The organism is Mucilaginibacter sp. P5_A4 (assembly GCF_056400605.1).
Genome location: NZ_JBFUKX010000019.1, coordinates 64,448 through 77,807 on the forward strand (window position 1 = coordinate 64,448; position 13,360 = coordinate 77,807).

The following is a 13,360-nucleotide window of genomic DNA, read 5'->3' on the forward strand; positions in this document are numbered from 1 at the left end:
AGGAACGAAGCAATCGCAAACCTTGCATGTAGTTATGCATAGTTCGCGATTGCCGCGCTACGCTCGCAATGACATGGGGGCTTTTGGCTTTCGCCTTTCGGCTTTCACCTTTTTATTACGCTTCTACAACCTGGTTTTCAGGGCGTAAGCTGCGTACAGTTTTACCTGCAAGCCATAATTCGCTTTCGCGTAATTCTTTCAGTTCGGCATCTAATTTTTCGCGGTAATCCGGCTGGCTGTTCAAATCAATTGAACGTTGTGATTCTTTGCCGGTTGCAACGCTTTTGTATAATTCTTCAAATACCGGTTTAGTGGCATCACGGAATTTTTTCCACCAATCCAAAGCACCACGTTGTGCTGTAGTTGAGCAATTGGCATACATCCAATCCATCCCGTTTTCTGCAACAAGAGGCATTAATGATTGGGTTAACTCTTCAACGGTTTCGTTAAAAGCCTCAGAAGGTGAGTGGCCATTAGCACGCAGTACATCATACTGAGCAGCAAAAATACCCTGGATACAACCCATCAGCGTACCACGCTCGCCGGTTAAATCACTGAATACTTCTTTTTTGAAGTTAGTTTCGAATAAGTAACCGCTACCAACAGCGATACCTAAAGCGATAACACGATCAAATGCTTTGCCAGTTGCATCCTGGAAGATGGCGTAGCTTGAGTTTAAGCCACGGCCCTGAAGGAACATGCGACGTAATGAAGTACCGGAGCCTTTAGGGGCAACCAAAAATACGTCAACATCAGCAGGTGGAACGATGCCTGTCTGCTCGTTAAAAGTAATACCAAAACCGTGAGAGAAGTATAATGCTTTACCTGGAGTAAGGTGTTTTTTAACAGTTGGCCATAAGGCAATCTGCGCTGCATCGCTTAATAAGTAGCAAATTACAGTTCCTTTTTCTAAAGCTTCTTCAATTTCAAAAAGGGTTTCGCCCGGTACAAAGCCATCGCTGATAGCTTTATCCCATGTTTTGGTGCCTTTACGCTGACCAACAATTACATTGATACCATTGTCTTTTTGGTTTAACGCCTGACCTGGACCTTGAACGCCATAGCCAATTACTGCTACAACTTCGTCTTTAAGAACATCCTGAGCTTTTGATAAAGGGAACTCATCGCGGGTAACTACATTTTCTTCGGTACCGCCGAAATTTAATTTTGCCATTGTTTTTTGATTTTTTGTGATTTCACCGATTAAGGATGATTTCACCGATTTTATTGTTAAAGTTTATATTAAAGTTGGGATTTCACCGATTAAAGATGATTTCACCGATTTTGATTATTATTAATTTAAGGTTACGCTTCTCACTCCCCCTTCAGGGGGCCGGGGGGCTTTTACATCGTAAATACTTTTTGCCCCTGGTTTAAAAATTCGTTCTCAATAACGTCTTCGCCCGGTTCAAGGCGCTCAAACTCGCGCAATTTACGGTTAAATCCGTCACTATCTTTAATAATTGCCACACGTGCGCTGCGAACAAATTCTATCAGGCCGTAAGGTTGCAAAATGCTGATCAGGTTATCCGTTTCCTCGCGGTGGCCGGTGGTTTCAAACACGGTATAATCCTTGCGCAACACTACTACACGGGCTCCGTTCTCGCGCAATAAACGCTCAACGCTCACCTTCTCGGCAATAACATCGGTTGATACTTTATATAACGCCATTTCCTGCCAAATAACATCTTCGTTGGTGTGATAATAGCATTTTAATACCTCAACCTGTTTTTCTATCTGGCGGGTAAGTTTGCGCACCACATCTTCCGATTCGTTGATCACGATATTAAAGCGGTGAATGCTCTCTATCTCCGATGGAGAAGTATTCAAACTATCAATATTGATTTTACGACGGGTAAATATAATAGCTATCCGGTTTAACAAACCAATCTGGTTCTCGGTATAAACCGTTATGTTAAATTCCTGTTTTTCTGTATCCTGGGTCATGATTTCTTTTTTTAAGTTCCCCCGTTAGCCAACGGGGGTTAGGGGCTCTATTTTAACCTGATCTCGCTTACACTGCATCCTTGCGGTACCATCGGGAACACGTTGTTCTCTTTGGTAACCATTACTTCTAAAAGGAATGACCCTTTGTTGCTCAGCATTTCATTTAATGCCGATGGCAGATCTTTGCGGTCATCAATACACTTACCGGGGATGCGGTATGCTGCTGCCAGCGCCACAAAATCGGGGCTTTGGATATCAACGAACGAATAACGRCGTGAGTTGAACAGCTCCTGCCATTGCCTTACCATGCCCAGGAAACGGTTGTTCAGGATGATGATTTTTACATCGATGCCGCATTGCATTATAGTACCCAATTCCTGGCAGGTCATCTGGAAACCGCCATCGCCAATAATGGCAACAACCGTGCGGTCCTGTGCGCCAAATTTAGCACCAATGGCAGCCGGCAGGGCAAAGCCCATGGTACCTAAACCACCGCTGGTAACATTGCTGCGGGTTTTATTAAGTTTGGCATAACGGCAGGCCACCATCTGGTGCTGGCCTACATCCGTAACTATTACAGCTTCGCCTTTGGTTATTTCGTTAAGTTGCTTAATCACCTCGCCCATAGTCATTTCTGCCGATGTTGGGTTTAGTTCAGGTTCAATCACCTGTTCTACTTCCTGGCGGGTGTATTCATTGAATTTAGCAAGCCATTCGGTATGTTGTTTGGCCTCAACCAATGCAGTAAGCAACGGCAGGGTTTCTTTGCAATCGCCCCAAACCGGTACGGTTGATTTTACGTTTTTATCTATCTCGGCCGGGTCGATGTCCAAATGGATCACCTTAGCCTGTTTTGCATATTTATCAAGGCGGCCGGTTACACGGTCGTCAAAACGCATCCCGATAGCTATCAATACATCGCATTCATTGGTCAACACATTTGGGCCATAGTTACCGTGCATCCCCAGCATGCCCACATTTAGCGGATGATCTGTTGGGATAGCGCCCGCACCTAAAACAGTCCATGCTGCCGGGATGCCACTTTTTTCAACAAAAGTTTTAAACTCCTGCTCGGCGCTGCCCAAAATTACACCTTGTCCAAAAAGGATAAATGGTTTTTTCGCTTCGTTAATTAAAGCGGCGGCTTCCTGGATATACTGCGGGCGAACTATAGGTTTTGGCCTGTAGCTGCGGATATGGTTGCAGGGTGTATAACCTTTATAGTTAAACAGCTGGATCTGCGCATTCTTTGTAATGTCGATCAATACTGGTCCGGGGCGGCCGCTTTTGGCAATGTAAAACGCCTTGGCAATCACTTCAGGGATCTCATTGGCATCGGTTACCTGGTAGTTCCATTTGGTTACCGGGGTAGTAATATTAATCACATCGGTTTCCTGGAAAGCATCGGTACCTAAAAGGTGCGCGAAAACCTGGCCGGTAATACATACCAATGGTGTGCTATCTATTTGTGCATCAGCTAAGCCTGTTACCAGGTTAGTTGCACCGGGACCGCTGGTAGCAAACACTACACCCACTTTGCCGGATGTACGTGCATAACCCTGGCCGGCGTGGATGCCGCCTTGCTCATGGCGGACCAGGATATGGTTCAGCTTATCATTGTAATCAAATAAGGCATCGTAGATAGGCATAATTGCGCCACCCGGATAACCGAAGATGGTTTCAACACCTTCAACAATCAATGCCTCCAATAATGCTACCGATCCTGAAACTTCAACTACTGGTGCTTTCTCAGATTCTCCTGTGATTTCACCAATTTCCTGAATTATTGTTTGCGTCTCCATTTTTTGCCCCCCAGCCCCCTAAAGGGGGAGTGTTAAGTGTATATTTTTTGTTTATATTTTGCCCTTTTTCCTGTTCCCCCTTTAGGGGGTGGGGCTACATTTCATCTGTTACACAACCTTCTGCAGCTGTGCTTACCGTTTTGGCGTATTTGTACAGTAACCCTCTTTTCGCTTTTAGCTCGGGCTGTACCCAGTTGACTCGGCGTGCCGCAATTTCTTCTTCGGATACCTTCAGCGTCATGGTGTTTGTTGTGGCATCAATTTCAATGGTGTCATTATCCTTAACAAAGGCAATCAAACCACCATCATAAGCCTCGGGTGTAATGTGGCCAACCACAAAACCATGCGTACCACCGCTAAAGCGGCCATCGGTAATTAACGCTACCGAAGCGCCTAAGCCTGCACCAAAAATGGCGCCTGTTGGTTTCAGCATTTCGGGCATTCCCGGTGCGCCTTTAGGGCCAATGTTGCGGATAACCACCACATCGCCGGCACGTACATGGCCGCTTGTGATTCCGTGGATAAGTTCAAACTCGCCGTCGAATACGCGGGCAGGGCCTTCAAAACGTTCGCCTTCTTTACCGCTGATCTTGGCAACGCTGCCACCTTCGGCAAGGTTTCCGTATAAGATCTGCAGGTGACCGGTGGCTTTTATAGGATTTTCTGCCGGGAATATGATCTTTTGGTTTTCAAACTCCATTTCAGGAACTTCTTCCAAATTCTCTGCTATGGTTTTGCCGGTTACTGTTAAACAGCTGCCATCTATCCAGCCTAATTTTAACAGGTATTTCATTACCGCAGGCACACCGCCTACTTTATGCAGGTCTTCCATCATGTATTTACCGCTTGGCTTCATATCGGCCAATACCGGGATGCGGTTACTTACCGCCTGGAAATCATCCTGGGTTACTTTAACGCCAATGGCTTTTGCCATGGCTATCAGGTGCAGTACGGCGTTGGTTGAGCCACCAAGAACCATGATGGTTACTATAGCATTTTCAAATGCCGCACGGGTCATGATGTCTGATGGTTTAATATCTTTCTCTAACAATACCCTTATCGCTTTACCGGCTGCAAGGCATTCCGCTTTTTTCTCGGGGCTTAATGCAGGGTTCGAAGAAGAGTAAGGCAAGCTCATGCCCAAAGCCTCAATTGCCGATGCCATGGTATTTGCTGTATAGATACCGCCGCAGGCGCCTGCGCTTGGGCAGGCATTTTTTACCACGCCCATAAAATCCTCGGGCGTAATGTTGCCGGCTATTTTTTGGCCCAGGGCCTCAAACGCCGATACAATGTTAAGGTCTTCACCTTTATAGTGGCCTGGCTTTATAGTGCCGCCGTAAACCATAATCGACGGGCGGTTAAGCCTGCCCATGGCTATAACAGAGCCTGGCATGTTTTTATCACAGCCCGGAAGGGTGATCAATCCATCATAATATTGCGCTCCGCAAACCGCCTCAATTGAATCTGCAATTACATCGCGGCTTACCAATGAATAGCGCATGCCTTCGGTACCCATGCTCATGCCATCGCTTACACCAATGGTATGAAAAATAAGGCCTACCAAATCTTCATCCCAGATACCTTGTTTAACTATCTTGGCAAGGTCGTTTAAGTGCATGTTGCAGGTGTTACCATCGTAACCCATACTGGCCACACCAACCTGTGCTTTTTGCATGTCATCATCAGTTAAGCCAATGCCATAAAGCATGGCCTGCGCTGCCGGCTGGGTTGGGTCTTGCGTTAAATTCTTGCTATACTTATTCAATTCTATAGCCGCTATGGTATCTGATGATGAACTCATTTTATTTGTTTAGATAAACTAACTTTATAAATTATTCTTGTTGTTGACCAGGTTTATTTGATTGCTTGAATCAATATACGTAAGGTAGATATAGCAGCAAGGAATAACAATAGTTAAGATTTATTTTTTAAAAAAGTATATTATATTGTAATTTTATGTTTTAACGATACAAAGTTATGTATTTACATGTTTATTCGATATATAAATTTTAATAGAATAGACCAAAGTTCAAAACGGTATTCGGTACATATTTTATGCATGCATAGTAAGTTGCCGATTTTCTTCCTGAAATGGGGTAGATGACGGGAAAAGTTTGTTCAGATATGCCTTTATATGTGCAGATTTCAAATGTGCAGATATGCAGATGATGACGCAGTTGCTTTAAGTCAAAATTCGCAGGTCTTATTCTAAAATTCACGACTTAAAAAGTAATATCCGCACATCTGAAGCCCACGCATCTGTCCGGCTTCTTTAATATTTTCACGAAGATCAATAACTTATATACAGGCTTACTTTTTGAACTTCTTTTTAGGGCTACGGCTGGTATGGAAAACGGCATAAACAACAACGTCATTTTTAAAAACCTCAAAGACGACCACATAAGGGAATGTTCTTAAGATAATTTGACGAAAGTTGTTTTTGATTTTGGCGTACGATGCTGGCCACACTTCTATCTTGTCATAACAGCGATCCAATTCCTTTAAGAATAAATCGCCTAAGCCTATTTGTTGCTCCTCATACCATTCATAGGCATCTTTGGCCATTTCAATAGCACGCGGCTTAATAGTCAACTGGTACATTAAAAACTGCGCTGTCCTTTAATAATTTGAGTAGCCTCCTGGCGGGTATAAGATTTAGTTTTCCCACTTAAATGCATAGCGCGTTCTTTATCCAATATACCAAGTTGCTCATCAGTTAGTTTAAAGTCGCCTTCTTCTTTAATCTCTCTTTCCAAGAGGGTATAAATAGCCTTTACTTTACTATCATCTGCATCGGCGAGATAGGTCATTAATTTTTGGCGGATACTTAATGTTGTTGCCATTAGTTTAGCTTATATACAAATTTATGTTTTTTTAAGAGAGTTACAATAGGGTTTCACTGTTCAAAAAATGATCAAAAAAAAACGTCCGGGCAATATACCCGGACGTTTTTAAAAATAAGGGTATAGTTTATTTATGCTGAATGCCTTCAGCTAAAATAATGACCTTATTGTTCAGTACTTCAACAACACCGCCTTTTATAAAAAACACTTCTTCTTTAACAGCGCTGCCACCGCGAACGGTTAGCTTACCATCCTGAAGGGTTGATATGATAGGGGCGTGGTGGTTTAATATTTCAAATAATCCCAACATACCAGGAACAGTTACCGATGTGGCTTCGCCCTCATAGATTTTTTTATCGGGAGTAAGAATTTCTAAAGTCATTTCTTTTTGGATGTGAGATATGATATGTGAGATGTGAGACTGGAATGTCTTCGATCTAATACCTGATACCTCTTGTTATTTTAATATGAGTATGAGATTTGAAATGTTAAATCTCAAATCTCATATCTCAAATCTCATATCTTAGTTATTGGCTTCAGCCAATAACTTCTTGCCTTTTTCAATGGCATCTTCAATGCTTCCAACTAAGTTGAATGCACCCTCAGGGTATTCATCAACTTCGCCATCCATGATCATGTTGAAACCTTTAATGGTTTCTTTAATGTCAACCAATACACCTTTTAAACCGGTGAACTGCTCGGCAACGTGGAATGGTTGTGACAAGAAACGCTGAACACGGCGCGCACGTGATACAACCAGTTTATCTTCTTCAGATAACTCGTCCATACCAAGAATCGCGATGATATCCTGCAGCTCTTTGTAGCGTTGTAAAGTTTCTTTAACACGCTGAGCTGTATTGTAGTGCTCGTCACCTAAAATAGCGGGGCTAAGGATACGTGATGTAGAATCCAAAGGATCCACCGCAGGATAAATACCTAACTCGGCAATTTTACGTGAAAGTACGGTTGTAGCATCTAAGTGGGCAAATGTTGTTGCCGGTGCAGGGTCGGTCAAGTCATCCGCAGGTACGTAAACGGCCTGTACAGATGTAATTGAACCACGTTTGGTTGAAGTGATACGCTCTTGCATGGTACCCATCTCTGTTGCCAGTGTTGGCTGGTAACCTACCGCAGATGGCATACGACCTAATAACGCCGATACTTCAGAACCTGCCTGTGTAAAGCGGAAAATGTTATCGATAAAGAAAAGGATATCGCGGCCTTTACCGTCCTCATCTCCGTCACGGAAATATTCGGCAATAGTTAAACCCGATAAGGCCACACGTGCACGGGCACCGGGAGGCTCGTTCATCTGTCCGAAAACAAATGTCGCTTTAGAATCCTTCATGGCTTCCCTGTCTATTTTAGACAAATCCCAGCCACCTTCTTCCATTGAATGCATAAATGCATCACCATATTTTATAATGCCTGCTTCAAGCATCTCGCGCAAAAGGTCATTACCTTCACGTGTACGCTCGCCAACACCCGCAAATACCGAAAGACCGGCATAAGCTTTCGCGATGTTGTTGATCAGCTCCTGTATTAATACTGTTTTACCTACACCAGCACCACCAAACAAACCAATTTTACCACCTTTTACATAAGGCTCTAATAAATCGATAACTTTGATACCTGTAAACAATACTTCAGTTTCGGTAGACAGATCTTCGAAACGCGGAGGAATATTGTGAATAGGGCGACCATTGGTTTTATCAAGATCAGGGATGCCATCAATAGCATCGCCTACTACGTTAAATACACGGCCTTTAATGTTTTCGCCAACCGGCATTTTAATAGCCGATTCCAGATCCACAACCGGCATGCCACGTAGCAATCCGTCTGTTGAATCCATCGCAATCGCGCGCACACGATCTTCGCCTAAATGTTGTTGAACTTCTAAAATGATTTTTTGGCCATTATCTTTCGTGATCTCTAACGCATCATAAATTTTGGGAAGATGAGCGTCATCAGCGAAACTTACGTCAACTACCGGACCGATGATCCGTGATATTTTTCCAATGTTTGGCATATATAACCTGGTGTTTAAAAAATTTTCCTTTTTAATAACTCTATATAAAAAATATAAGATGCTATTTCAGAGGCGCAAAGTTATGATTTCTATCCAAATATTTAAATAGCAAAGACAACATTTTTGCATGATAATTTATACCGGCTTTAATTATTGTTACTGATGGTCAAAATTGAGTATAATTTTGCCAATATGTGTGCTGCTTTCCATCAGCTCATGGGCTTTGCAGGCATCAGCGGCCTGGAAAACCGAATGGATAACCGGCTTAATATCACCGGATGCTAAAAGCGGCCAAATGGTCGCCTTTAAATTTTGGGCTATCTTCCCCTTAAATTCCACTTCCCGTGAACGCAGCGTCGAGCCGGTAATTACCAGTCGCTTCCTCATCACCTGGGCCAGGTCAATCTGTACATTACTGCCATTCATGGTATTTATTAATACCAGTCTGCCATCAACTGCAAGCGACCTGATATTTCCTTCGGTATAACTGCCGCCTATCATATCCAGTATCACATCAACGCCTTTGCCGCCGGTAAGTTCCATAATAACATCAGCAAAATTTTCTGTTTTATAGTTGATGGCCTTTACTGCGCCCAAAGCTTCGCAAAAGCGGCATTTATCATCCGATCCGGCTGTTACATAAATTTTATGTCCCAGCGTTTTTGCCATTTGTATGGCAGCCACACCAATGCCGCTCGAGCCGCCATGAACCAGCAAGGTTTCTTTTCGTTTTAAAGCAGCCCTGTCAAATACATTGCTCCATACCGTGAAAAATGTTTCTGGCAGTGATGCCGCTTCGGCAAAAGAAAGGTCATCAGGTATAGGCAAACATTGTGCTTCGGGTGCGTTACAGTATTCGGCATAGCCACCACCTGCAACAAGTGCGCAAACCTTATCGCCAACCATTAATTGGGTAACGGTTGAGCCAATTGCAATTACAATACCGGCAATTTCCAGGCCGGGGATATCAACAGGTGCACCTGCCGGCGGCGGATAATTACCTTTACGCTGAAAAACATCGGGGCGGTTTACGCCTGCCGCCATCACCTGTATAAGTACTTCATTATCGCCATAAGCAGGCTTTGGTCTTTCGGCTATTTGCAAAACAGAAGGCCCGCCGGGCTGTGTTATAATTACGGCTTTCATAGAGGTAATAAATATGCGGCAAATGTATTCTTAACTTGAAAAATGTAAACTCAACTCCTAAACGCTAAGAAGTTACCTAAATTTTATTCAACGGTGTTTTTATTTGTCAACAGGACATATATCTGCTATCGCGTTGTTATATTTATACCAGGCAACCAGCTCCCTATCTTGGTGAAGACCTGTCAATGAGCCGGTAAAACAGCGGATTATTCGCTTCTTAAGCTTTTAACGGGATTGCTTATGGCCGCTTTGAATGATTGCGTAAAAATGGTGATGAATGCGATAGTTATAGCGCCTAAGCCTGATATAATTATTACCCACCATTGAACATTATCACGGTAGGCAAAACCCTGCAGCCATTTTTGCATAGTTAGCCATGCCAGGGGGGAGGCAATTACAAACGAGATAGCTACCAGTTTAATAAAATCCTTTGATAACATAGTAACTATGGCTGAAACACTTGCGCCTAATACTTTACGGATGCCTATTTCCTTATTGCGCTGCTCGGCCGCGTAAGCGGCTAAACTAAACAGGCCAAGGCAGGCAATGATTACCGCTAAAGTTGTAAAAATTAAAAATAATGAGCCAGTGCGCTGTTCGGTATGATATGCCGAATTAAAATCATCATCCATAAATGAGTAAGCCATGTGCTGATTGGGTGATACTGCGTTCCATTTGTTTTCTATCTGTGGTATGTATGGTTTCACATTATTTCCATTCAACCTGATGCTTAAAGCATTAGTGTTATTTTCCAGTATCATTACCACCGGTGTTATATTGTCTCTTAACGAGCTGAAATTAAAATCCCTTACAACCCCGATAACATGGTATTCCTGTACACCTTTTTTTGAGCCGTCGGCTATGTAATATAATGAACGGTTCAGCGGGTTTTACTAAAACCAAGCATGCGGGCGGCGGTTTCGTTGATGATCATACCTGCCGAATCAGTGGTCATTTGATCTGAGAAATTGCGCCCTTTTGAAAGACTCATACCCATTGTTGCTAAATAATCCCCGTCAATAGGCCAGACTTCGGTAAATAGTGCATTCCTGGAATTCGGTACCTTATTGGTAAACACCGAGTTTGGTTGCCTGAGACTGCTGGTTGGTATAAAGCCGCTTAACGAGGCGTTAGTAACCCCCGTAATTTCCTTAACCTGCTGCTTAAATAGTTTGGCATTGTTAAGCCCTATGGTATTCCTGATTACCAATACGTGGCTGCGATCAAAGCCCAGGTTTTTATTTTGAATGAAGTTTAATTGGTTATAGATCACCAATGTGCCTATCACCAAAAATATCGATATGGAAAATTGCACTACTACCAAAAAGTTACGAAAACCACCGCCCTTAAAGCCAGTAGATAGTTTGCCTTTTAAGACAGTTATGGGCTCAAAGCTGGAAAGGTAAAATGCAGGGTATGATCCTGCAATTACCCCAACCACTATAATAATTGCAAGTAGCGCAGGGAAAAGCCATTGGATTGTTTGAACCGAAATTGTAAGTTCCTTGCCCGATACCTGGTTAAATAATGGCAAAAGAAACCAAGCTACTGTAATGGCAATTATTGTTGCAAATAATGTAATCAATAAGGACTCGGACAGAAACTGAAAAATGAGATTTTTGCGTGACGAGCCTAATACCTTACGTACCCCTACCTCCCGTGCCCGGTTTGCTGAGCGGGCTGTTGAAAGGTTCATGAAGTTTATACAGGCAATAAGCAGTACGAACAATGCAATGGCCGAGAAGATGTATACATAATCCATGCTGCTGTTGGCCCCAAGTTCGTATTGCCGGTTTGAGGTAAGGTGGATCTTTGTAAGCGGAGTTAAATTCAGGCTGATAGCGTTGCCATTTTTTTCGAAGTTTTGCCAGTTGAAACCGGGTTGTTGAGCAAAGTATTTGCGGAACAAGTCATCAACCTTTTTCTCAAATCCTTTAGTATCTGCGCCCGGCTTAAGTAAAGCATAAGTAGTAAAACTGAAACCATTCCAGTTAGTGGCCTTGCTCGATTCCAACGATGACATTGACAGGAAGAAGTCAAAATTAAAATGCGATTGTGCCGGGATGTTTTGTACTACTCCGGTTATTTTATAGTTGATATTACTGTTAACTAAAGTAATGTATTCCCCAACAACATTGGTGCGGTTAAAGTATTTTTTGGCTGCTGTCTCGCTTAGTACAACAGTATTGGGCTCTTTTAAAGCAGTTTTCGGGTCGCCATCAAGCAGGGGGAGGGTAAAAACATCAAATATGCCGGCATCGCCATAAACTACCTTGCTTTCGTTCACATGCTCATTGCCTTTTTTAAACCGGATATCGGTAGCTGCTATCATCCTTACGGCTTTCTCAACTTCAGGAAACTCATTGCCAAGCGCCGCGGCAAGGGGGGGAGGTGTTACCGCATATGAACTGCTGTTGCCCCCATATTTTATGTCGGCATTAACACGGAATATGCGATCGGCCTTAACGTTAAACCTATCGTAGCTTAATTCATCAACTACGTAAAACACAATCAGCAGGCAGGTAGCCAGGCCCATGGCCAGCCCTAAAATGTTGATAATGGTAACAGCTTTGTTTTTTAGAAGGCTTTTGAGTGCTATTTTGATAAAGGTTTTAATCATGGCCGCAAAGTTTTTACAGGTTGAATGCATATATATAACCTATACATTGTAAAACGGTTATACATAAGTAGTTTTATAGCTCCAAGTTAGTTAATCAATAGTAATCTATTTGTTAAATAAAGTTAAACTAATTAGTTAGTTTAGGCAAGCCGGGTATTTAAAGGACTAAAATTGACATTTCAATTATCTGTGTAATTAGCAACTCCGCCATAAATACAATTTATTTGCAAAAAATAAATTCGCTATGTTATTACAAGAAGGCCAGGCGGCACCACAATTTACATTAGTATCATCATCATTGCAAAGCTCATCACTGGCCGATTTCAGGGGTCGTAAAGTAGTGCTGCACTTTTTCCCCTTAGCATTTACAGGTGTTTGCACTACACAGTTATGTACCATGCGCGATAGCTTTGGCTATTATGATGGTTTAAACGCCACTATATTAGGGATCTCGGTTGATTCGCCTTTTACACTGGCTAAGTTTAAGGAAGAAAATAATTACCAGTTCGACTTGTTGTCTGATTTTAATAAAGAAGTATCCACCGCTTACGGGGCTATATATGCTGATTTTGTGATGGGTTTAAAAGGGGTATCTAAACGTGCCGCTTTTGTAATTGATGAGGAACAGAACATCATTTATGCCGAAGTTTTGGAAGTAGCCACCGATTTGCCAAATTTTGAAGCAATTGCAGCAGTTGTAAAGTAGTTTTAATTGACCAGGTTGTTGATTACAAGGTTGGGTATAGGGCAGCTAAACTTTGTTGTTTAATAAACTTTTTTATAAATTTTTTGCATCGGTAATATAAAATCCTATCTTTGCATTCCGTTTCAAAAAGCACCATAAGTGGGAGATTACCCGGTTTTGTGTGGATAGATGAAATAATGCACTTGTAGCTCAATTGGATAGAGCACCTGACTACGGATCAGGAGGTTAGGGGTTCGACTCCCTTCAAGTGCACCCATAACGTTA

12 protein-coding genes and 1 tRNA gene are annotated in these 13,360 nt (G+C 42.6%); 2 read left to right on the forward strand and 11 right to left on the reverse strand.

Annotated features, from left to right (window positions below; translation table 11 throughout):
* Positions 1-115: 115 nt before the first annotated feature.
* The 11 genes from ilvC to AC1DQW_RS13655 form a co-directional block, all read right to left on the reverse strand.
* Positions 116-1,174, reverse strand: a complete 1,059-nt coding sequence (ilvC, locus tag AC1DQW_RS13605) for a ketol-acid reductoisomerase (protein WP_477402887.1) — start codon at positions 1,172-1,174, stop codon at positions 116-118.
* A gap of 170 nt (positions 1,175-1,344) precedes the next feature.
* Positions 1,345-1,947, reverse strand: coding sequence for an acetolactate synthase small subunit (gene ilvN, locus AC1DQW_RS13610; RefSeq protein ID WP_477402888.1), 603 nt, complete (start codon positions 1,945-1,947; stop codon positions 1,345-1,347).
* 47 nt (positions 1,948-1,994) lie between these two features.
* On the reverse strand, positions 1,995-3,749 hold the full coding sequence (gene ilvB / locus AC1DQW_RS13615; protein WP_477454575.1) for a biosynthetic-type acetolactate synthase large subunit: 1,755 nt from the start codon (positions 3,747-3,749) through the stop codon (positions 1,995-1,997).
* Between the two features lie 94 nt (positions 3,750-3,843).
* A complete protein-coding gene (gene ilvD, locus AC1DQW_RS13620) occupies positions 3,844-5,553 on the reverse strand; it encodes a dihydroxy-acid dehydratase (protein WP_477402890.1) in 1,710 nt (569 codons plus the stop codon).
* A 509-nt stretch (positions 5,554-6,062) separates the two neighbouring features.
* Positions 6,063-6,353, reverse strand: a complete 291-nt coding sequence (locus tag AC1DQW_RS13625) for a type II toxin-antitoxin system RelE/ParE family toxin (RefSeq protein WP_477454576.1) — start codon at positions 6,351-6,353, stop codon at positions 6,063-6,065.
* Positions 6,353-6,595 (reverse strand): hypothetical protein, encoded by a 243-nt coding sequence (locus AC1DQW_RS13630; protein WP_477454577.1) that lies wholly within the window; start codon positions 6,593-6,595, stop codon positions 6,353-6,355. Before AC1DQW_RS13630 ends, AC1DQW_RS13625 begins: the two co-directional genes overlap by 1 nt.
* A gap of 127 nt (positions 6,596-6,722) precedes the next feature.
* A complete protein-coding gene (gene atpC, locus AC1DQW_RS13635; protein WP_477420136.1) occupies positions 6,723-6,977 on the reverse strand; it encodes an ATP synthase F1 subunit epsilon in 255 nt (84 codons plus the stop codon).
* 141 nt (positions 6,978-7,118) lie between these two features.
* A complete protein-coding gene (atpD, locus tag AC1DQW_RS13640; RefSeq protein ID WP_477407234.1) occupies positions 7,119-8,624 on the reverse strand; it encodes a F0F1 ATP synthase subunit beta in 1,506 nt (501 codons plus the stop codon).
* A gap of 156 nt (positions 8,625-8,780) precedes the next feature.
* Positions 8,781-9,770, reverse strand: coding sequence for an NAD(P)H-quinone oxidoreductase (locus AC1DQW_RS13645; protein WP_477454578.1), 990 nt, complete (start codon positions 9,768-9,770; stop codon positions 8,781-8,783).
* A gap of 206 nt (positions 9,771-9,976) precedes the next feature.
* The gene (locus AC1DQW_RS13650) at positions 9,977-10,531 is read right to left on the reverse strand and encodes an ABC transporter permease (RefSeq protein WP_477454579.1); all 555 of its coding nucleotides are present in this window, start codon (positions 10,529-10,531) and stop codon (positions 9,977-9,979) included.
* Positions 10,532-10,650: 119 nt separating this feature from the next.
* Positions 10,651-12,390 (reverse strand): ABC transporter permease, encoded by a 1,740-nt coding sequence (locus AC1DQW_RS13655; RefSeq protein ID WP_477454580.1) that lies wholly within the window; start codon positions 12,388-12,390, stop codon positions 10,651-10,653.
* A gap of 244 nt (positions 12,391-12,634) precedes the next feature.
* Between AC1DQW_RS13655 and AC1DQW_RS13660 the strand changes: the two genes are divergently transcribed.
* Both AC1DQW_RS13660 and AC1DQW_RS13665 read left to right on the forward strand, forming a co-directional pair.
* Positions 12,635-13,096, forward strand: a complete 462-nt coding sequence (locus tag AC1DQW_RS13660) for a redoxin domain-containing protein (RefSeq protein WP_477406341.1) — start codon at positions 12,635-12,637, stop codon at positions 13,094-13,096.
* A 178-nt stretch (positions 13,097-13,274) separates the two neighbouring features.
* Positions 13,275-13,348 (forward strand) — tRNA-Arg (locus AC1DQW_RS13665).
* The last annotated feature ends 12 nt before the right edge of the window (positions 13,349-13,360 follow it).

Bases quoted from the DNA above. Each gene is read 5' to 3' on its own strand.
- AC1DQW_RS13645 (WP_477454578.1), bottom strand. From the start codon at position 9,770: ATGAAAGCCGTAATTATAACACAGCCCGGCGGGCCTTCTGTTTTGCAA.
- ilvN (WP_477402888.1), bottom strand. From the start codon at position 1,947: ATGACCCAGGATACAGAAAAACAGGAATTTAACATAACGGTTTATACC.
- atpD (WP_477407234.1), bottom strand. From the start codon at position 8,624: ATGCCAAACATTGGAAAAATATCACGGATCATCGGTCCGGTAGTTGAC.
- ilvC (WP_477402887.1), bottom strand. From the start codon at position 1,174: ATGGCAAAATTAAATTTCGGCGGTACCGAAGAAAATGTAGTTACCCGC.
- AC1DQW_RS13625 (WP_477454576.1), bottom strand. From the start codon at position 6,353: ATGTACCAGTTGACTATTAAGCCGCGTGCTATTGAAATGGCCAAAGAT.
- AC1DQW_RS13660 (WP_477406341.1), top strand. From the start codon at position 12,635: ATGTTATTACAAGAAGGCCAGGCGGCACCACAATTTACATTAGTATCA.
- AC1DQW_RS13655 (WP_477454580.1), bottom strand. From the start codon at position 12,390: ATGATTAAAACCTTTATCAAAATAGCACTCAAAAGCCTTCTAAAAAAC.
- AC1DQW_RS13630 (WP_477454577.1), bottom strand. From the start codon at position 6,595: ATGGCAACAACATTAAGTATCCGCCAAAAATTAATGACCTATCTCGCC.
- AC1DQW_RS13650 (WP_477454579.1), bottom strand. From the start codon at position 10,531: ATGATACTGGAAAATAACACTAATGCTTTAAGCATCAGGTTGAATGGA.
- atpC (WP_477420136.1), bottom strand. From the start codon at position 6,977: ATGACTTTAGAAATTCTTACTCCCGATAAAAAAATCTATGAGGGCGAA.
- ilvD (WP_477402890.1), bottom strand. From the start codon at position 5,553: ATGAGTTCATCATCAGATACCATAGCGGCTATAGAATTGAATAAGTAT.